The sequence below is a fragment of the Streptomyces sp. cf386 genome (genome assembly GCF_900103585.1).
Taxonomy (GTDB): Bacteria; Actinomycetota; Actinomycetes; order Streptomycetales; family Streptomycetaceae; genus Streptomyces.
Genome location: NZ_FNHV01000031.1, coordinates 14,632 through 33,708, shown reverse-complemented (window position 1 = coordinate 33,708; position 19,077 = coordinate 14,632). Strand labels below are relative to the sequence as shown.

Annotated in this window: 15 protein-coding genes; 5 read left to right on the top strand and 10 right to left on the bottom strand. The window is 69.9% G+C overall.

Features of this window, described 5'->3' with window-relative positions:
- Positions 1–225 precede the first annotated feature (225 nt).
- The 3 genes from BLU79_RS43460 to BLU79_RS49560 form a co-directional block, all read right to left on the bottom strand.
- Positions 226–1,557: a S8 family serine peptidase gene (locus tag BLU79_RS43460; RefSeq protein WP_177001418.1), complete on the bottom strand. Its 1,332-nt coding sequence runs from the start codon at positions 1,555–1,557 to the stop codon at positions 226–228.
- Between the two features lie 85 nt (positions 1,558–1,642).
- Positions 1,643–1,780: a hypothetical protein gene (locus BLU79_RS49565; protein WP_256333700.1), complete on the bottom strand. Its 138-nt coding sequence runs from the start codon at positions 1,778–1,780 to the stop codon at positions 1,643–1,645.
- 116 nt (positions 1,781–1,896) lie between these two features.
- Positions 1,897–2,091: a hypothetical protein gene (locus tag BLU79_RS49560; protein ID WP_256333699.1), complete on the bottom strand. Its 195-nt coding sequence runs from the start codon at positions 2,089–2,091 to the stop codon at positions 1,897–1,899.
- 487 nt (positions 2,092–2,578) lie between these two features.
- Here BLU79_RS49560 and BLU79_RS49555 point away from each other — a divergent pair, with 487 nt between their 5' ends.
- On the top strand, positions 2,579–3,112 hold the full coding sequence (locus BLU79_RS49555; protein WP_256333698.1) for a hypothetical protein: 534 nt from the start codon (positions 2,579–2,581) through the stop codon (positions 3,110–3,112).
- Between the two features lie 12 nt (positions 3,113–3,124).
- Here the strand turns inward: BLU79_RS49555 and BLU79_RS43450 are convergent, their stop codons facing one another.
- The 5 genes from BLU79_RS43450 to eccB all read right to left on the bottom strand — a co-directional run bounded on the left by BLU79_RS43450 (position 3,125) and on the right by eccB (position 7,436).
- Positions 3,125–3,439, bottom strand: coding sequence for a hypothetical protein (locus tag BLU79_RS43450; RefSeq protein ID WP_093911580.1), 315 nt, complete (start codon positions 3,437–3,439; stop codon positions 3,125–3,127).
- A gap of 2 nt (positions 3,440–3,441) precedes the next feature.
- Complete coding sequence (gene mycP, locus BLU79_RS43445; protein ID WP_093911579.1) at positions 3,442–4,686, bottom strand: type VII secretion-associated serine protease mycosin; 1,245 nt, start codon at positions 4,684–4,686, stop codon at positions 3,442–3,444.
- Between the two features lie 204 nt (positions 4,687–4,890).
- Positions 4,891–5,184 carry a WXG100 family type VII secretion target gene (locus tag BLU79_RS43440; RefSeq protein ID WP_093911578.1) on the bottom strand — a complete coding sequence of 98 codons (294 nt, stop codon included), beginning with the start codon at positions 5,182–5,184 and terminating at the stop codon, positions 4,891–4,893.
- A 65-nt stretch (positions 5,185–5,249) separates the two neighbouring features.
- Positions 5,250–5,570, bottom strand: a complete 321-nt coding sequence (locus tag BLU79_RS43435) for a WXG100 family type VII secretion target (protein WP_093911577.1) — start codon at positions 5,568–5,570, stop codon at positions 5,250–5,252.
- Between the two features lie 273 nt (positions 5,571–5,843).
- Positions 5,844–7,436 carry a type VII secretion protein EccB gene (gene eccB, locus BLU79_RS43430; RefSeq protein WP_093911576.1) on the bottom strand — a complete coding sequence of 531 codons (1,593 nt, stop codon included), beginning with the start codon at positions 7,434–7,436 and terminating at the stop codon, positions 5,844–5,846.
- A gap of 195 nt (positions 7,437–7,631) precedes the next feature.
- Between eccB and eccE the strand changes: the two genes are divergently transcribed.
- The 4 genes from eccE to BLU79_RS43410 all read left to right on the top strand — a co-directional run bounded on the left by eccE (position 7,632) and on the right by BLU79_RS43410 (position 13,839).
- The gene (gene eccE / locus BLU79_RS43425; RefSeq protein ID WP_093911575.1) at positions 7,632–8,960 is read left to right on the top strand and encodes a type VII secretion protein EccE; all 1,329 of its coding nucleotides are present in this window, start codon (positions 7,632–7,634) and stop codon (positions 8,958–8,960) included.
- Positions 8,960–9,787 carry a hypothetical protein gene (locus BLU79_RS43420; protein ID WP_093911574.1) on the top strand — a complete coding sequence of 276 codons (828 nt, stop codon included), beginning with the start codon at positions 8,960–8,962 and terminating at the stop codon, positions 9,785–9,787. The genes eccE and BLU79_RS43420 overlap by 1 nt, the downstream gene beginning before the upstream one ends.
- Positions 9,788–10,174: 387 nt before the next feature.
- Positions 10,175–10,492, top strand: coding sequence for a DUF397 domain-containing protein (locus BLU79_RS43415; RefSeq protein ID WP_093911573.1), 318 nt, complete (start codon positions 10,175–10,177; stop codon positions 10,490–10,492).
- A gap of 224 nt (positions 10,493–10,716) precedes the next feature.
- The gene (locus tag BLU79_RS43410; protein WP_093911572.1) at positions 10,717–13,839 is read left to right on the top strand and encodes an SCO5717 family growth-regulating ATPase; all 3,123 of its coding nucleotides are present in this window, start codon (positions 10,717–10,719) and stop codon (positions 13,837–13,839) included.
- A gap of 74 nt (positions 13,840–13,913) precedes the next feature.
- On the opposite strand, the gene BLU79_RS43405 is transcribed toward BLU79_RS43410, so the two are convergent.
- Positions 13,914–14,870 carry a bifunctional riboflavin kinase/FAD synthetase gene (locus BLU79_RS43405; RefSeq protein ID WP_093911571.1) on the bottom strand — a complete coding sequence of 319 codons (957 nt, stop codon included), beginning with the start codon at positions 14,868–14,870 and terminating at the stop codon, positions 13,914–13,916.
- Positions 14,871–15,024: 154 nt separating this feature from the next.
- The gene (locus BLU79_RS43400) at positions 15,025–18,600 is read right to left on the bottom strand and encodes a trypsin-like peptidase domain-containing protein (RefSeq protein ID WP_093911626.1); all 3,576 of its coding nucleotides are present in this window, start codon (positions 18,598–18,600) and stop codon (positions 15,025–15,027) included.
- Positions 18,601–19,077 lie beyond the last annotated feature (477 nt).

Here is a 19,077-nt window from a genome sequence, read left to right as displayed (position 1 = left end):
CGGACCCGCAGTGCGAGTGGACGCTGCCGAGCTGCTGACTGTGCGGGGTGCCGGACGCAATGGTTACCGCGGCACCAGGAGCCAGTGAAACGTAGGTCGCCGGACGCTCACCAGGACTGTGGTTCCTCCGCCAGCAGAACTGGAACACAGTCGCTCTCACTATGCCAAGCGGGCGTGACGCCTGGTCGCGTCACGCCCGCTGGTTGTCCGAGTCGTATCAGTCCACTACTGCTGGGGCGGCCACTGGCCGTGAGGCGGAGTGGACTGCTGCTGGTAGGGGTTCGGCTGCTGCGGCGCACCCTGCTGCTGGTACGGGTTCTGCTGGGGCGGGAAGGGCTGCTGGCCGTACTGCGGATAGCCAGCAGGACCGCCGGGCCCACCGTTGTTGTTCTTGCTGCGCCGGGATCGCTTCACGACCAGGAGCACGATCAGGCCGATCACGGCCAGGGCGATGACGCCGAGGACGACGAAGAACAGCATTTGCTTCTGGTCTGCCTTTTCGGTTTCTGCGGCGTAGTCGGCGTCGGACTTCCCTGCGCTGGGAGCAGCGGAGGGGCTCTGAGACTCGGATACTGGAGCCTTGAGGGGGCCGTACTTGGAGCCCGCAGGGATATCTTCCGTCAGTGCGGCAAGCGGGCGGATAGCGCCGTAGCCGTACTTCTCGTCAGGAAGAGAAAGCCCCTTGGCAGAGTCCGGGAGGACAGCCGTCTTCACAAGTCGGTCAGCAATCTGGCCCGCCGTAAGGCTCGGGAACTTTGACCGAAGCAAGGCGGCGGCGGCGGAGACGAAGGCGGCAGAGTCCGAAGTACCATCTCCAATCCGAAGCCTGTTACCTGGCGCACCTGCCGTTACAATCCGCGTGGCAGGCGCCGTCAGCAGAACCTCAGGTCCATAGTTGGAATTTGACCAAATCTTCCCACTCTTATCAACACCGCCGACCGTCAGGACGCCTGGGTACTCGCCAGGGAAACCAATATCGTTAGCCCGACCTTTGTTTCCTGATGCCGTCACGATCAAGACATCATGCTCTAGCGCGTAGGTAACCGCCTCACGATCCGCAGGATTGTCTTGACCGACGTACACGGAAATGTTGATGACTGAAGCACCATGGTCTACCGCGTAGCGAATCTCATCAGCGAAACTGTAATCACTCTCGACATCACTCCGAATCGGAAGGATCTTGGCTTCTGACGCTAGCCCCATAACACCGTCAGCTGCGCCCGGACCATGTCCATGCCCAGCGATTATCGAGGCCATCCCTGAACCGTGGTCGTCGTCACCAACCGACGAAGCATCATTGTCGCCGTCGACGAAGTCTTTGCCCTTGAGGACGTTGTCCTTCAAATCGACATGATCGGCATTCACACCCGAGTCGATAACGGCAACAGTGACGCCCTTACCCTTCGTGACCTTCCACACGGATTCAGCCTGCAACGCGTCCAGCGCCCACTGGTCACGTCTGGTCTGGTCAGCGGAGGCAGCAGGAGCCACCGCCAGGATCAGCGTGCCCGTCAGTGCCGTGGCGCTCAGAGCACGCAAGGTTCGCGTGAAGGCCATTCCGTCTTCCTCTCCATACCGAACGTGGGCGTGACCAGAAGGCCACGCCCACGCATCCTGTCACGTGCCTGTGAGCGCCAACCGACTACTCGATGACGCGAGGCGCAGCGTTGGTCTGCGGCGCCCAGGTCTCCTCGTCCTCGACCAGGTAGTCGGGACGGTCACCCTCGCGCTGCTCCTCGTCGTTCGGGCGACCAGTCCGTGCACCGGGGGCGCCTACCATGCCGCCCCTGCGAACAGCACCTGTTCCCGCTCCTGCAGCACCGCGGCTGCGGAGCAAGCCAGAACCACCTGCAGTGCCCCTACCCGCGCCGGCTCCGCCCCTGGGCGTGCCACCAACTACGCCACCGCTTTGGCGAGCCATGCCTCCGGTACGGGCGGCGCCACCGCCCTTGCCAGCACCTGCGCCAGCGGCACCACCCATGCCCCCCGCTCCGGCACGACCCGCCGTGCCCGCAGCACCAGCGCCAGCACGACCGACCATGCCTCCGCGAGCGGCACCTGCCCCAGCCGCTCCGCCAACCCCACCGCCAACGACGCTAGCTCCCCCGTTGACCGCACCGCCGGAGCCAGCAGATCCGCCCGCGACCGGTGCAACACCACCGGTAGTCGGTGTCGTGGTGCGGCCACCAGAGACGCCGTCAATTGCGGTGCCGACCTGGGGCTGCGGCGCGGCCGGCTTGTGTGCACCTCCCGTGATACCCGCAGGCGGGGCCACGGGCTTCGAAGGACTGATCGTGCCGACCTGACCGCCGCGAGCGGTACCAGATGTGGCACCCTGCGGGCTTCGGGGCGCACTCCCTGTGGGGACAATTACAGGCGCAGGCGGAATGCCTCCGGCTTCACCGGGGTACTCGTCACGGTCGTTGCGCCCGCCCACAGGGGGCTTAGGCTTCGGAACCCACGACCCCATCTCCGCAGCCCGGCTGTTATAAGCCGCCCCCAACATCTCCATCTTCGCAGCCATCTGGAGCTGCCGTTCCTTACCCTCCGACAAGCTACCCGCGTTGTCGTCGAGGGCTTGCTGCGAGCTGGCCCCGCCCCGGATGGCGTTGTCCGCAGCCGGACCGCCGTCCCGGTCGCCCAGGTTGCCTACAAAGTCCGCCCCGCTGGCGAGCTTGCCCGGCTTCTCCATCGCCATGACCTGGGGCTTGATCTCTTCAAGCTTCGCAGCGGCGCCCCTGAGGGACTGCGAGGTGTTGTCGGCGTACTTGGAGCTGTCGGTGATCTTCTTGCTGATCACCTGCGCCCGCGCCCTGAACAGATCCGCACTCTGTCCTTCCCAGTGGGCGAGGACGTGCTCAACAGCGGCGTCAAGGTTCGCCTTGATCCCGTCAGCTCCGACGAGGTCCTTACTGAGGGCCGTCCAGGCCTCTGCCACCGTCTTCACGGTTTCCGGATTGGCGTCTCGGACCATGTCTTTCATCTGGTCCATGTCGAAATCGACCCCGAATGGCGTGGTGTGCTTTGCCGACACGCACTGATTCGTTTCGACATACTCGAAGTTGTCGACGTCCTTGCCGCCCATGTCTACAGCCCCCTCGCATCCACGTAGCAGGACACCCCGTTACTTCTGGTTGAACGCCGCATAGTTCTCCGCCTCAGCGTCGCTGAACGCGTCATGCGTCCTCTTCGTCTTCGTCCCGAAGTCGTCCAGCACCTCTTCCAAGTGCGCGACGATCTCGTAGAGTCGTTCCTTCATCGCTTCGTGGGCCTTGTACAGAGCCTCAGCCTCACCAAAGCCCGTCCCAAGCGCCCCCTGCGGCAGGTACGTCTTACCCATGCAGCTCGACTTGGACGTCGTCATGTCCTTGATGACACGATTGAGCTTCGCAATCGTGCCCTCGATCTCACTCAGATCGACCTTGTACTGCTCAGCCATCCTCAGCTCCCCGTTGACTCCACGTTGTTACCCATACCCTGCTTACGCCGCCAGTCACTCAGCACCCGACCGCCCCCGAACAGCAGAAGCACCACAGCGAACCCGGCCGCCAGCACGTACAACGCGTACCGCTCCGTCCGCTGCTGCGGGGTCTCCCCGAGGACCAGAGTCGCGGCCTCGACGTCGGCGGCGTCGCCCCCGGTACCGACCTGGTCCGGCTTCGGGCCGTCCTCCGAGGGCGCCGTCGTGTCGTCATTGACCGCGGCAGCCGGGTCGACGACGCCCCAGCCTACGAAGTCGTCACGGCCCGGCTTCGTGCGGTCCGCGGTCTGCTCGATCTGGGTGATGACCTGCTTGTAGGTCCACTTGGGGTGCTTCGCGCGGATCAGGGCCGCGACACCCGAGACGTAGGGGGCCGCGAAGCTCGTGCCCTGGTCTACGCAGTGGCCGCCCACGGGGACCGTCGAGACCATGTCGATGCCGGGTGCCGCAATGCCCACGAACTTGCCGGACTGAGAGAAGGGGGCGCGGGCGTTGTTGCGGTCGGAGGCCGCGACCGCCAGGACGCCGTCGTACGCCGCCGGGTACGTCTCCTTGATCTTGCCGTCCGCGCCGTTGTTGCCGGCCGCGGCGACGATCAGGGCATCCTTCCCCTGGGCGTACTCGACAGCTGCCCGGAAACCGGCGTCGACCGTGGGGTCCATCTTCGACGCCGTGTCCTGCGAGATGTTGATGATGTCGGCACCGGCGTCGGCCGCGTACTTGATGGCCTGGATCATCGTGCCGACATTCCCGCTGCCCTGATCGTCGTTCTGCCGGATCGGGATGATCGTCGCTTCCGGGGCCAGGCCGACGAAGCCGGTGTCGTCGATCGGGCGGGCGGCGATGATGCCCGCCACCTTGGTCCCGTGACCCACCTCGTCGGACTTACCGGTGCCGCCCTTGTGCAGATAGTCCTTGCCGCTGACGACGGCGCCGCCCTTGAGCTGCGCGTTGACCGTGTTGACGCCCGTGTCGATGACAGCGACCTTGACGTCCTTACCCTTGGTGTCCTGCCACAGCTGGTCGAGGACGATGCGCTGCAGGGACCAGGGGGTTCCCTTGATGGGGTCGGACGGGAACGAGCAGCTGGTGTCGTCGACCTGGAAACGCACGTCGCCGTCGTCGGCCAAGGTGGTCCGCACATGTTCCGCGGCGGCGGCCGGTGCGGCGGCCGCAAAGGGCAGCCCACAGGCGAGGACCGCCATAGCGGCGGTGCCTGCGGCACTCCGACGCGCCGCGCGCGATGCCCCGGATCCCACTTCTTACGTCCTCCCGTTTTGTTCCTGTACAGGCCATGCAGGCCGTACGGGCCGTGCGGATCGGCGACCGGCCGATGAGTCCGCACGTCCCGTCAACCGCCAATGGGGGCGAGCGCGCTGTCGCGCACTCGCCCCCATCAAGCGATCACGTCAGCCGCCCCAGATCTGGGCGTTCTTCGACTCGGTGGCCTGGTAGTTCTGGGCCGCGCTGTCGAGAGCCTTGGCGATGGCCTCCAGCGTCTGCTGCATGGAGGCGGCGCGCTGGTCCCACTCGGTCTGCTTGGCGCGGTAGGAATCCTGCGCCGCACCTTCCCAGCTGGCAGCGATGCGCTTGACGCCGGCCTCGAGGTCGTCCAGCTGACGGCGGACGTTGTTCGCCGTCGAGCGGACATCCTGAGAGGCCTGGGAGATCGTGGCAAAATTGACGAGGATTTGCCCGGACATGTCTTCTCCTCAGTTGTGTGAATGGTCGGTCACGGACGTGTGCCGCGCGCGGCACACGGGGCCGATCATCCGAACGGCGACGAGGCGGCGATGTTCTGGATGGAAGCGCGCTGCTCCTCTTCCGAAGCCGCGTAGCTCTTGGTGCTCTGGTCGATCGCTTCCTTGATGTCGTTCAAGATCTGGTTGATCTTGTTGGCATCCTGGTTCACCTGCGACTGCAGGTTGTTGTACGCGGTGGCCGCCGAGCCCTTCCAGCCGCCCGTGATGGTGTCGATCACGGTCTGCAGCCGGCGAATCTCGCCCTGAATCGAGGAGTTGACCGAGGAGATCTTGCCGCTGAACGCGACCATCTCCTCCTCGGTCATGGTGAACTGCTGTCCAGCCATGTTGTGTCCCCCATGAGACGTAGGAGTTCTTGTCAGATCCACACACGGACCGCCAACGCCTGGCGGCGAGGGGCGTATCCAGTCTGGTCTGGTTCCACTCTAGTCGCATCCGACGACAGAACGAACATCGGATGGGCTCTGTAGCAGGATCGCGATGAAGCCAACTCATCTCTTTCACAAGCCAGTTCGTTGACCGTTTGATGAGTTGACCTTGTGATGGGTGTAAGGGCCCTGTGCCAACTTCTTCAGCCAAGGCCCTCCGCACCGACTCCGTTAAGAACCCTGCGCCTGCTGCGCATTGCCGCTGCTCAGCTCCGGCCCGGCGGCGAGCAGGTCCGCCCAGGCCGCCGGCACCGGGACCGCGCGGATCTTGCCGTACCCGAGCCGGACCTGGGCGGTGTTGGTCTGCTGCTGGCCGTCGGCCTTCTCACCGCCGGTGACCGCGCTGTCGTTACGTGTGGGAACCGAGTAGCGCAGTCCGGTGTCGGTCACCAGGAAGGTGCTGCCGCCACCGCCGCTGGCGCCCGTCAGCTTCGTGAACAGCAGGCCGCTGCCCGGCGAGACATAGGTGCTCGAGCCGGTCTGGGCGACGTCCTTCGGGTACTCCTGACCGGTCCAGACCGTCATCTGCTGCTGGCCGGTGTACTCGTCCTTCTTACCGTGCCAGATGCTGCACGAGACCCTGTTGCCGCCGTTCTCCGACCAGTTGGTGTTGGCCGGGTCCACGACCTCCTTGGGCCACTGCTTCTCCGCCATCCACTCGCCGTCCGACGGCCGGATGTCGTTGTACTTGACGTCCACCGGAGCCGGGTCCGCAGTGCCGTACACCCTGCTGATGAATTCACTGCGCAGCCACATCTGCGCCGTGAAGTTGGACACAGGCTGAACCTTGTCCTTCAGCACGATGTACTTCTGCCTCTTGGGGCCCGCGTCGGCCTCGAGGATGAAGCCCACCTTGGCATAGCGGGGATCGAGGCCCGGGATATTCGCGCCCGCGCCCGCGTCCGCCAGCTCGGGGAACTCAAGGGTTCCCGCGACGGTCAGCGTCTTGATGAAGTCCGCGCTGACCGGCTGCGGCTCCACGCCGTCACCGAGCACCGCGCGCTCCATGTTGTTCAGAGCGTCCTCGGTCGACGTCCTCCACAACTGGCCGCCTACCAAGTAGGCCCGTCCGTCCCCGGTGACCATGTACCGCGGCCCGAACCCGCTGACCGAGCTGGGGTCCCTCGGGCCCTCGATGTAGAGCACCTCGCGCTGGTTCAGCTCCTTGTTGCCCTTGTGCAGGAGGCTGTCGTAGTCACCCTGGTCCAGCACGTACGTGGCCCTGACTGGCTTACCGTCCTCAACGGCCTGCCCGTCCTCGTCCTGGCCCGGCGCCTCACACAACGCCCACACCTTCGCCTTCTCCGCATCATCGGGAGAAGGAAGCCGATCCGGCGCGAACGGAATCCCCACGGTCGCGCCCATCGGGTACTTGCTCTCGTCGAGCACCGATTCCTTGATCTTGATGACCTGCGGGTTCTCGCCGTTCAGCAGCAGCTTCGCGGACGCGAGGTTGAGGACCGGGTGCAGGCTGAGCTTGTCCTCGCCCTTGGTCTTCACCAGGACGTATCGCGTCGTCGACTCGCTGCCGACGAGGATGTTCTTGCCCTGGGTGTCCCAGCCCTTCGGGGCGGTCGGGCTGAGCATGCCCCACGCCCCGAATCCGACGAGCACCAGCACCGCCACGCCCAGACTCGGCAGGACGGTCTTGAGGGGACGCGGCGCGGCCTCCTCCGAACCGTGCGGCGATGGCTGCAAGAACGCCGCCACCGTGCGCCTGCGCGCGAAGGAGTAGGCGTTCAGCTCATCCCGACGTGTCGCCATCGATGGGTCAACTCCCCGTTTTTTCGCTTTGTTTCCGATTGCGGAATTCCCCAGGGCCGCCCGGTACTCCGTGGCGTTTGCTCCTGCAGGGGCCTCTACTATGCCGTGTGACGATCGCACCGTACGGTACGGGGTACGGTGGTGCGCCGCCAGCTCAAGCAGCGGTCAGAGAATGCAAAGGGGTTGTAGCGGGGGATGAGCACTGCGACCAGGTCCCGGCGCCGTAACGGCAGCCGTCGTACGCAGGAAAACCAAGGGCCGGAACCCGCACAGCGGTCCGCACCCGCTGGTCGCCCGAGCCCGGTCTCGCCGGCGCTCTCCAGGCGACCCGGCAGTATCGGCCCCATCCGGGTCCAGCAGTTGGTCGGCTTCGAGCTGGCCGCCGCGGTGCTGTTGATCGGATGGCTGCTGCGGCCCATCGGTCTCACCGTGGGCATCGTGCTGGCCGTACCGCTGGTGCTGGCCGGGCTGCTCCGTCGGCGCGGCATGCCGCTGGCCGAGGGGTTCGCCACCTCTCGTGCCCTGCGGGACCGCCGCAAGCGCAACGCCGAGCCCGTGCCGCCCGGCACCGACCCCGGCTTCGCTCCGGCCGTCGAGTGCGACCCGGCGCTGCGGACCTACGCCTTCCAGGACCGTGAGCAGCGTGAGATCGGCATGGTCGGCGACGGCACCTTCCTCACGGCCCTCGTGCAGGTGCAGGCCGCGGACATCCCGCTGCGTCCGACGCAGGGTGCCCGTGACATTCCTCTCGATCTGATCCAGGGCCTGCTCGAGGTGGACGACATCCGGCTCGCCTCCGTCCAGGTCGTCCAGCACACCCAGCCCGCGCCGGCGACGCACCTGCCTCCGCAGGCCATGGCGGTCCGCTCCTACGGGCCGCTGCAGGCGCAGAGCATGACTCCGGGTCTGCGGCTCACCTGGGTCGCGCTCAAGCTCGACCCGGAGCTGTGCCCGGAGGCCGTGGAGGCTCGCGGCGGCGGTATGCAGGGTGCCCGGCGGGCGCTGCTGCGGGTCGCCGACCAGCTGGCCAGCCGCCTCATGGGCGCCGGCCTGCAGGCCAAGGTGCTGACCGAGTCGGAGATCGTCTCGGCCATCGCCACCTCCAGCTGCGTCAACCCGCTGGCCACCACCGGTGGTGCCGCGCTCGACGGCAGCCGCTCCAACCGTCGTACGGCCGAGAGCACCCGTGCCTGGCGCTGCGACGACCGTTGGCACACCACGTACTGGATCTCCAAGTGGCCGCCGCTCGGTGCCGGTACACCTCCCCTTCCGCAGTTGGTCGGCGCGGTGACCTCGTCGCCCGCGCTCGCCAGCACCTTCTCCCTCACGATCAGCAAGAGGCGGGGCAACGCCCTGGCGCTGTCGGGGCACGTACGGGTCACCGGTCGCGGTGAGAACGAACTGGCGCAGGCGACCCAGCATTTGGAGCGGTCCGCGTCCGCGTTCAAGATCGGTCTGTTGCGGCTCGACCGTGAGCAGCTGCCCGGAGTTCTGGCCACCCTGCCGCTGGGAGGTACTCGCTGATGTCCGCCCCCACCGTTCCCGCCTCCGGCCGCCCCGGCTTCGGATCCGCGACACCGGGCGTGCCCGGGCAGCGTCCCGGTCATCTGCCCCGCAACGCCGAACCCGCCCGGCTCGGGCCGGAGCGGCGTCTGCGCTCGGCCTTCGGTCTGCTCGGCCCCCGGCGTGAGCGCCACCTCGTGGACGCCGACCTGCTGGCGCAGCTGGCCATGCCCGTCGGAGACGACGGCCTGATCCTCGGGGTCGACCCCAACAACCAGCCCGCGGTACTGGGGCTTTGCCGGCCCACCCGGCTGGACATCCTGATGGTGGGCGGTACCTGGCTGGCCCAGGTCATCGCCCTGCGTGCCGCGGCGATCGGCGCTCGCGTGGCCGTCGAGACGGCGCGTCCCCAGCTGTGGTCGCCCATGGCACAGGCGGCCGGCGGTGGCCAGCAGTGTGTGACCGTGCACCAGGTGGGGCGGATTGCTCCGCAGGGCCCGTCCTCCGTCAGCCCGGTGCTCATCATCCGCGACCTGGGCATCCGCCCGCCGAGGAGCCGCCTCAGCCCGGCGCCCTGGCAGTCGGTGCTGACCCTGGTTCCCTACCTCGGCCCCACCGCGCCGCGGCTGCTAGCCAACGCCGACGTCGTCGGTCTGCAGCGGATCTCGCCGCAGGAGGCCGATGTCGTGGGCAAGGTGATGCGGCTGGGCCGGGACGACACCGCGTCGCTGCCGACCCTTGCCGACAGCGTCGCCCTGTGGTGCACGCAGAAGCACCAGCAGTACGTGATGACACAGCCTACGGACGCGGAGACCGGACTCCTCGGCGCCGCTCGCCGTATGGACTGAGTTCGCGTGGACTGAGTTCGCGTGGACTCAGTTCGCGTCACGTGAGCGCATGTGGGATTCCGGGTTCGTAGGAACCTGCGTTTCATGGTTTCGTAGGAACACGCGTGTCGTGGTGGGGAGTTCGGCGTACGGCCTCTGGCGGCCGGGGTCTCCACCTCGTCTGCCGGAAGGTGACGTCACCACTCGCCCGTAACGGCACACTCACGGATGAAAGCGATCAAGTCCCATGGGCCGGAGTGCTCTCCGTGGGCGCAAACTCGCGTGGTACCTCGAACAGCTCGACACCTGACTGCATTTCGTAATCAGATCGTTGCACCATGCGACCTCGCGGAGTCTGAGTAAGGTGATCCTGCATGTCGTTCGCCCATCAGAAAGGGCCCTTTGACCATGGCTGACGCACGCGACAGCGCCGCGGGGACACCGGACGAGGACGTCAAGGCACGGAAGGAACGGGAGCGGGACGAGCTCTACGCCCTGGACATTTCGGATGTCGAGTGGCACAGCGCACCCGGCACCGAAGAGCACGAGGAGCGCGTCGAGATCGCCTATCTCCCGGCCGGTGCGGTGGCCATGCGGTCCTCCCTGGATCCGGACACCGTGCTGCGTTACACCGAGGCGGAGTGGCAGGCTTTCGTACTCGGCGCACGCGACGGCGAGTTCGACCTGGAGCCCGCACCGCACAACGGAGGGCTCTCAGCGGAGTAGCCCGAGGGGGCCAGCGATGCTGCGGGTGCGAACGCACACAGGACGGGCCTGCCCTGCTGACACCTGTGGCGTTTACGCTTGATGCGGGTGCGACGTCGGAACCCCCGGGTGGGTTGTTCGCGTCCAGGGGAAACCAGCGGATCGGACAACAGGAACGGTCGCCCCCAGCCCGGCACATGAGTGCCCCCAGGGCATGAGGGTGCTAGACCACACCAGGAGGAATTGTGCAGAGCGATCGGGACGGGCTGCGGGCGGGCTGGACCACGCCCAGCGATGACCAGTCCGACGCGGAGTCCGCCGTCGAGATGACGGGTGAGTTCACCATCGACTACGCCGCGCCTGCCTGGTACACCCAGGGCGCGGCGCCCACCGGAGAGGCGACGGCTCCCACGCCCGCGCCTCCCGCGGCTCCCGCTGCCCCTGCCCCCGCCCCTCCTGCCGCCCCCGTCCAGCAGCCCCCCGCGCCCCATCCTGGTTACGGCGATACGTCCGGTTCTGCGACAGCAGGCGGCGGCGTACCGGCTCCGCACGCAGGTACCGGTCACGGCGGACAGTTCGACCCGTCAGCGGGTGCGGCTGGTGCGACGCCGCCTGCCCCGTGGGCGGCGAATCCCAACGCGGCCCCGAATCAGTACCTGGCCCCCAATCAGAACGTGCCGCCGAACCCGAACGTGGCGCCGAACCACCCCGCACCGAGCACCCCGCCGCCGGTGGCCCCCGAGGTTCCGGGGCCGTCCGGTGTCCAGACCGGCGGTTCCGACGGTGCCGGATTTGCTGTCGGTGCCGGGAATTCCGGCAGCTGGGACACGGGGAGCGGTACCGGAGTTCCGTCGTCCGGCACAGCCGCGGCTTCCGGCCAGGCCACGACCGGTGACGTCCAGGAACCCGCCGCCGCACCGGTCGCCCCGGCGACGAACGAGGCTTCCGCCGCGCACGACAGCGGCACCACATCAGCGACTCCCGCCGAGGGCACCCAGGTGCCGCCGGGAGCGCCCGCGCCGGCGGATGCCGCCGCGCAGGCCGAGCCGACCCCCAGCAGCGCCGCACCCGCGGCCGACCCCAACGAGGGCGGAGCGGCCGGGCAGAACGCGGCTGACGGTGCTGGGGCGGCAGACGCCCAGCAAGGGCCGGGCGCCGCCAACGACATCACTGCAGAGGGTTCGGACAGCGCCGGAGGCACGGCCGCCGCCCCGACCGGCGAGGCCGAAGCAGGCCCCGCCGAACCGCAGCCACAGGCACAGGCACAGGCACAGGCACAGGCACAGGCACAGGGTGCCGCGCCCGCCGGAAGCGACTCCACCGCGCCGAGCGACGTACAGCAGCAGGCCGCAGCCCCTCAGGCCGCTCCTGCGCAGGCCGCAGCCCCGCAGGCTCCTCCCCAGCAGGACCCTTCCGCTGGCTGGACTCCGCCGCCCGCCCCGCAAGGGACCGTCCCCCCGCTCCCGCCCGAGTTCCCGTCGGCGGCCACGGGCGGGGCACCCGCACCGGCGTCCAGCGCCGCACCGACCGGCGCACCGGAGTGGTCGGCGGCGCCCGGGCAGCCGCAGCAACAGCCCGCCGTCCCGCCCGCGTCCGCTCAGCCGCCGGCTGCCCAGCCCCAGGCACCGCAGTCCGCGCCGCCCGGCTGGCCGGCCAGCGCACAGCAGCCCCCGGCCCAGGCCCCTGCCCAGCCCCCGGCTGCCAACGCGGCCCCGCACGGCGGCGAAGGCTTCCCGCCGCACGCCGCTCCCCAGAACCCGCAAGGCGGTTACGGCTACCCGCAGCAGCCCGCACCCCAGAACCCGCAAGGCGCCTACGGCTACCCGCAGCAGCCCGCGCCCCAGCCGCCGCAGGGCGGTTACGGCTATCCACAGCAGCCCGCACCCCAGAACCCGCAAGGCGCGTACGGCTACCCACAGCAGCCCGCACCCCAGCCGCCGCAGGGCGCCTACGGCTACCCACAGCAGCCCCCCGCCGCCCAGCCCCAGCAGCAGCACCCGCAGCAGCCCCACCCGCAGCAGGGTCAGCCCGTGGCGCCTCCGCCGCAGGCCCCTGCCCAGCCGCAGGCACAGGCGCACCCGGGTCAGCCGCCGCAGGCCCAGCAGCCCTACGCCCAGGCCCCCGGCCAGCCCGGAGTGGACCCCCGCACCGGTGCCGCCTGGCCGCAGCAGGACCAGCGCAGCCAGGTCGGTCCGGGCGCGCCGCTCGGCTACAACGCCGCCGTCGAGCTGACCTCCGACCGGCTGGTCAACAGCCGGAAGCAGAAGGCCAAGAGCAGCCGTCCCACCCCCGGCGCGGGGAAGTTCAAGATCGGCGGGAAGAAGGAGGAGCAGGAGAGGCAGCGCAAGCTCGACCTGATCCGTACTCCGGTGCTCTCCTGCTACCGCATCGCGGTCATCAGCCTCAAGGGCGGCGTGGGCAAGACGACCACGACCACCGCCCTGGGCTCCACGCTCGCCACCGAGCGGCAGGACAAGATCCTCGCGATCGACGCCAACCCGGACGCCGGCACGCTCGGCCGCCGGGTACGGCGGGAGACCGGCGCCACCATCCGCGACCTCGTCCAGGCGATCCCGTACCTCAACTCGTACATGGACATTCGCCGGTTCACGTCGCAGGCGCCGTCGGGCCTCGAGATCATCGCCAACGACGTGGACCCGGCCGTGTCCACGACGTTCAACGACGAGGACTACCGGCGCGCGATCGACATCCTGGGCAGGCAGTACCCGATCATCCTCACGGACTCGGGTACGGGTCTGCTCTACAGCGCCATGCGCGGCGTGCTCGACCTCGCCGACCAGTTGATCATCATCTCGACGCCGTCCGTGGACGGGGCGAGCAGTGCCAGTACGACGCTCGACTGGCTGTCGGCGCACGGGTACGCGGCCTTGGTCTCGCGGTCCATCACCGTGATCTCCGGAGTCCGCGAGACCGGCAAGATGATCAAGGTCGAGGACATCGTCAACCACTTCGAGCAGCGCTGCCGTGGTGTGATCGTCGTGCCGTTCGACGAGCATCTGGCGGCGGGTGCCGAGGTCGACCTCGACATGATGCGGCCGAAGGTTCGCGAGGCGTACTTCGAGCTGGCCACCATGGTGGCCGAGGACTTCGTACGGGCTCAGCAGGAGCAGGGTCTGTGGACGGGCGACGGAAACAACCCGCCGCCGACCATGGCGCCCCCGATGCCCGGCCACCAGACCCAGGGCGGACAGCCGTTCCAGGGCCCTCCCGGCGTCCAGCCCGGCCAGCCCTGGCAGTCCGGCCCGCCTCAGCAGCCCGGGTTCACCCAGCAGCCGTACGACCAGACCGGCGGCGGGCAGCCGCATCCGGGGTTCCCTCCGGGGCAGATGCCGCCACAGCAGCAGTAGCGGAGCGTCCGAAACGGCGAGAGGGCCGGCACCGTCACGGTGTCGGCCCTCCGGCGTTGACGCGCCGCCCGGGTTCAGCCGCGGGACTCGGCGGCCTCGATCAGCTCACGGCAGCGCTTGACGTCCTCGGCCATCTGCTCCAGCAGGGCCTCCAGCGAGTCGAACTTCGCCTGGCCGCGGACGTAGGCGAGGAAGTCGACGGCGACGTGCAGGCCGTACAGATCCAGCCCGACCCGGTCGATCGCGTACGCCTCCACCGTCCGCTCCGTGCCGTCGAACTGCGGGTTCGTGCCGACGGAGATCGCGGCCGGCATCGCCTCGCCCTGCGCGTGCAGCCAGCCGGCGTAGACACCGTCGGCGGGGATGGCGGTGTGCGGCAGGGTCTCCACGTTGGCGGTCGGGAAACCGAGCTCCCGCCCCCGCTGAGCACCTCGTACGACGACACCCTCCACGCGGTGCGGACGGCCCAGGATCTCGCCGGCGCCCTCGACGTCGCCCTCGGAGACCAGGCGCCGGGTCAGGGTCGAGGAGAACGGCTCGCCGCCGCCCGCCTCACCGGTCACGTACAGGTCGACGACCTCGACCTCGAAGTCGTAGACCTTGCCCTGCTCGACGAGGAACTCGACGTTGCCCGCCGCGCGGTGGCCGAAGCGGAAGTTCGGGCCCTCGACGACCGCCTTGGCGTGCAGCTTGTCGACCAGGACCTTGACCACGAACTCGGCCGGCGACAGCTTCGAGAACTCGGTCGTGAACGGCAGGATCAGGACCGCGTCGACGCCCAGTTCGCCCATCAGCTCGGCGCGGCGGTGGTGCGGGGCGAGCAGGGGCGGGTGACTGCCGGGGCGGACGACCTCGCTGGGGTGCGGGTCGAAGGTGACGACGACGACGGGAACGCCCAGCTCACGCGCGCGGTCCACGGCATGCCGGATGATCAGCTGGTGTCCGCGGTGGACTCCGTCGTAGGAGCCGATGGTGACGACGCTGCGCCCCCAGTCCTGGGGGATGTCCTCCAAGCCACGCCAGCGCTGCACTGTGCCTGCTCCTTGTCGCAAACTCGTCGAACCCGTCGAACCCGTGTCCGTCTTTGCCTCACACGCTCTTACGCAGGTCTAAGGGTGCCATGCCGGACGCCTCGGGCCCGCATCGGCATGGAGGTGTGACCGGGTGCACGCACGGACGTGCCGGTCAGGCGGGGACTCGTCCGCCGGCCAGGTTCTCGATCATGCGGCGGGAGCTCGGTCCGACCACCGCGGACCACTCCTGCGGGGCGTCGGTCAGCCAGCCGGCGACCTGCGCGGCGAAGCCCGGGACGCGGCGGCCCAGGTCGACCAGGCCCCGGTCGAAGCGGGCCGCGCCGTCCGGGGTACGGACGAGGAGCAGGCCGGTGTGATGGACCAGGCCACGGAGGTCCTCGTCCACCCTCTCGTCGCCCCGCTGGACGGTGGCGTGCAGGAAGGCGTCCAGGACGGCGGGGGCGCGTTCGTGGGCGAGGAGGAAGTCGCGGAGTTCTCGGCGCAGCGGGCGGGACTCGGGGGTGCCGGACGTGGCGAGTACGGCGGCGAGGGCGGCCCGCACCTGTTCCGTACCGCCGTCCAGCAGGCCGGTGACCAGCGGGAGGAGTACGGCGCGGGCGGCGTGCCCCTGGTCGAGGCGCCGGTCGACATACGAGGCCACGTCGGCGGCGGACTCGGGGTGCCGATGGACCGCCTCCCGTACGAGGGCGCCGGCGCGGAGGGCGAGGCCGGGCGTGGTGATGTCGGCGAGGGTGCGCAGCGCCTGCCCGGGGTCCGGTCGGTCCAGGCGTTCACGGAAGGCGTCCAGCACCGGTTCGGGGTGGGTGGTCAGGGCGGCGACCAGGGCACTGGGTGGGAACTGCGGGTCTCCGGACGCGAAGAGCTCCAGCGCCTGCGGGAGGTGGCGGGCACGGGTGCGCGGGTCCCGGACGAGGAGGGCGACCGCGCCGCTGTGCAGGGTGCAGTCGGCGGGGCGGGCGAGCAGGGCGAGGGCGGCGTAGCGGAGCAGTTCGCGGTCGGCCTCGCTGTGGACATGGGGTGCGGCACGCAGTCCGTACGCCACGGCCGCGACGCGCCGCGCGGGCCGCTCGTCGTGCGCCCAGCGGTCGACGGCCCGGCAGATGGCGGACGGTTCCTCCTCGGCCAGCACGGCGAGGAGTTCGTCGGCCTTGCGGTGCGCACTGTCGACGAGCGTCTCGGTGAGGTCGTCCAGGGCGCGGTTGCGGTGCGCGTAGAGCAGGGCCTGGGCCGCGCGGGCGACGGTCGCGTGGGGGGTGGCGGGGAGGGGGCGGTCGTCGTCGAACCAGCGGGTGAGGTGGCGTTGTACGGCGGTGGGGGTGGCGGCGAGGAGATGCGCTACGGCGTCGAGGTAGCGGGGGGTGCCGGAGGAGGGCGAGACAGGGGGAGGGAGGAAGGTGGTCGGCCCCTGTGCGCGGCCGCCTGTGGTGGGCGGGAGGGCGTCGTCCGGGACGGTGTCCGTTTCTTGCGGAGGGCCGTCGGCGCGGACCAGGTCGCGGAGGAGGTCGAAACGGTCGGTGTCCGGGAGGCTGAGGGCGGTCCAGAAGTCGGGGTGGAAGTCCCGGGGCGCGGGGCGTCCTCGGTGCCGCCAGGTGACGATGCGGTCGGCGAGCAGGCGCAGTACGTCCAGATACGGCGTCGTGTCCGGGACCCGCAGCAGGGTCTCGGCGAGGAGGCGGGCGGCCCACCAGGAGTGCCGGTCGGCGTCGAGGGCGTGCGTCAACTCCTCCAGTCGGCGGCCGAGTTGGCCGGTGTCGTGCTGACGGTCCAGGAGGAGCAGGGCCTGTACGACGGGTCCGATGCGATGGTGCGGTACGGGGAGGGGGTGCTCCGCGTCGGGGTGGGTGCGCCGACGGTGGACCAGGGCCTGGAGTGCCTCGTCCAGGTCGAGGTGCATGCCCTGGATCCAGTCGGCGAGTTCCTCGTGGGCGAAGCGGTAGCCGTTGCCGGCGGGGACGAGGAGGCCCTCGGTGAGGACGGCGGACGCCCACCCGGTACCGCCGCCGAGCCGCGCGGGGGCGGGGCCCCACGGGAACACGGCCTCGAAGGACGTACGGTCCAGCTCTCCCTGCCCCGGGCCGAGGCTGCGGCGGGCGGCCTCGTGGACCTGACCGGAGACCCTGGCGGCGAGGCGGCGTACGGCGGTGCCGCGGAGGCCGTTCTCGGCGGCGAGGCGCACCGCGATACGCAGGCACATGAGGTCGAGGTGGGCGGAGAGGACGTCGTCGCGGTCGAGTGGGGGGTGAGGGGTGTCCGGGAGGGCGGCGCGAACCTCGGAGAGGAGGCGGAGGGTGAGGGGGTGGCGGGCGTCGGGGGCGGCCAGGGCGGCTTCCGGGATGCCGTAGCGGGCGCGGGCCTGGTGGGCCTCGTCAGGGGTGAGGTCGCCGAGCGGTACGCAGGGTGGGAGGCGCAGGGAGTTCTGGGCCTCGTCCTCGAACTCCCCCGGAGGGGCTGAGGTACCTGAACCGGCGTGCGAAGCAGCCCCACTCCCCTCGTACAGCACCTCCTCCGGGAACTCCGCCCCCGCCCCCTCCCAGTACTCCGCCCTGCACGCCACCACCAACCGCACCCCGTTCTCCCGCAGCCACTCCGCCGTGCCCTGCGTCCAGTCCGTGAGGCGGTGGGCCAGGAGTGGGGGCATCTCCTCGGGGCCGTCGAGGAGGAGCAGGAGGGGGCGGCCGGTGGTGTGGGAGTGGTGGGCCAGGCGTTCGGGGGTCGTGTCGCCCTGCAGGGCGGGGTCGGACGAGGTCGAGGCCGCCACGATGCGGGCGGCCCGGATCAGCGCCCGGCGCACGGCGTCGGCCACCGAGTCGTCGTCGTCCTTCAGATCGGCGCCGCGCAGCCACAGGGTGGGAGCCGGTGCCGGTCCGCGGTGGCGGCGGGCGGCCAGGGCCGCGAGTTCCGTCGTACGGCCGCTGCCCGGGGGCCCGACCAGGCCCAGGACCGCTGCCCCGCTCTCGGTGAAGGTGTCGAACTCCGTTGCCACCGAGGCCCGTTCGACCGGGGCCACCGCCCCGACCGTCCCCACTCCCCCGGTGTCCACCCGGCCCACACAGCCCGTCAGCGTCCCCGGCGGACCGTCCTGCCCGACCGACGTGGCCGTCAGTTCCAGTACACCCGCCAGGTTCAGGTCGGCGCCGTACGCCGGCACCGTCGCCGCGTTCTCGGCGAACAGCTCGGCGAGCGGCCCGTCGGCCGACGGGAGCAGCGACACGGCGAACCCGGCGTCACGGCCACCGGACCGCAGAGCCGTGCCGAGGACGCCCACCACCGCTCCGGTCCCGGCGTCGAGCACCGGGCCCCCGGCCGCCCCTCCGCCCAGCCGCAGCGCGTCCCGGCCGGCCGTGCCGATCGCCAACTCCAGGGCGCCGTCGAGGAGATGGCAGCGGTCCGTCGCCGTGTAGGTCACCGACGCCATGCCCAGCACGCGCGCCTCCCGCCACCCGCCGGCCGCGATCCGCACATACGCCCCGGTCTCGACCCGGTCCCGCACGGTCACCGGCATCGGGTCCACGGCCAGGCCCTCGGTGCGTACGAGGGCAAGGCCCAGCACGGGCAGCGACGTCACCGCACTCGCGGCGACGACACAGCTCCGGCCGCTCTCGGCGGCGTACAGGACCAACCAGGGCAGGCCGTCGACGACCTCGTGGCTGGTGACGACCGTGCCGTGGTGGTCGGCCGCGAAGCCGAGACCACGTGGTCGCCCGGCCAGGTCGTGGATGCGGACCAGCGCGTCGTCGCGGACGCGGCCCCGGTCGTCGTCACGAGCGCGGGCTCGGCCGTCGCCGTCGTCGTAGGACTGGGAGCAACGTGAGTGCCGTACGCAGGCGTCCTGCTCGGACCGTCCGACAGCGTCCGGCGCATCCCACGCATCCTGCGCCGACTGTGTGTCCCCCGCCGTTCCGACCGTCCCCGCCGCCGCTCCAGCCGTCTCCGGCATCCGGCGGTCGCCGCCCGCCCACGGGCCCCGTCCCGCCATCGTCGAACCTCCCCGCCGCACGTCAGACGCCCATACGCCTGGGCCCTGTGTTTTCGACGGTAGGTGCGATGTGATCAGTGGGACAGATCGCTCGGCGAACGCGCCCCCTTCCGCTCCCTCGGTTCACTCCGAGCGCCTGCACAGACGGGTGAACAGACGGGGGTCGCTGGATACACCCTAGGGGTGGGGGAACCGAGGGGGGACCGTGGAGCGGCGGGCAAAGGACGA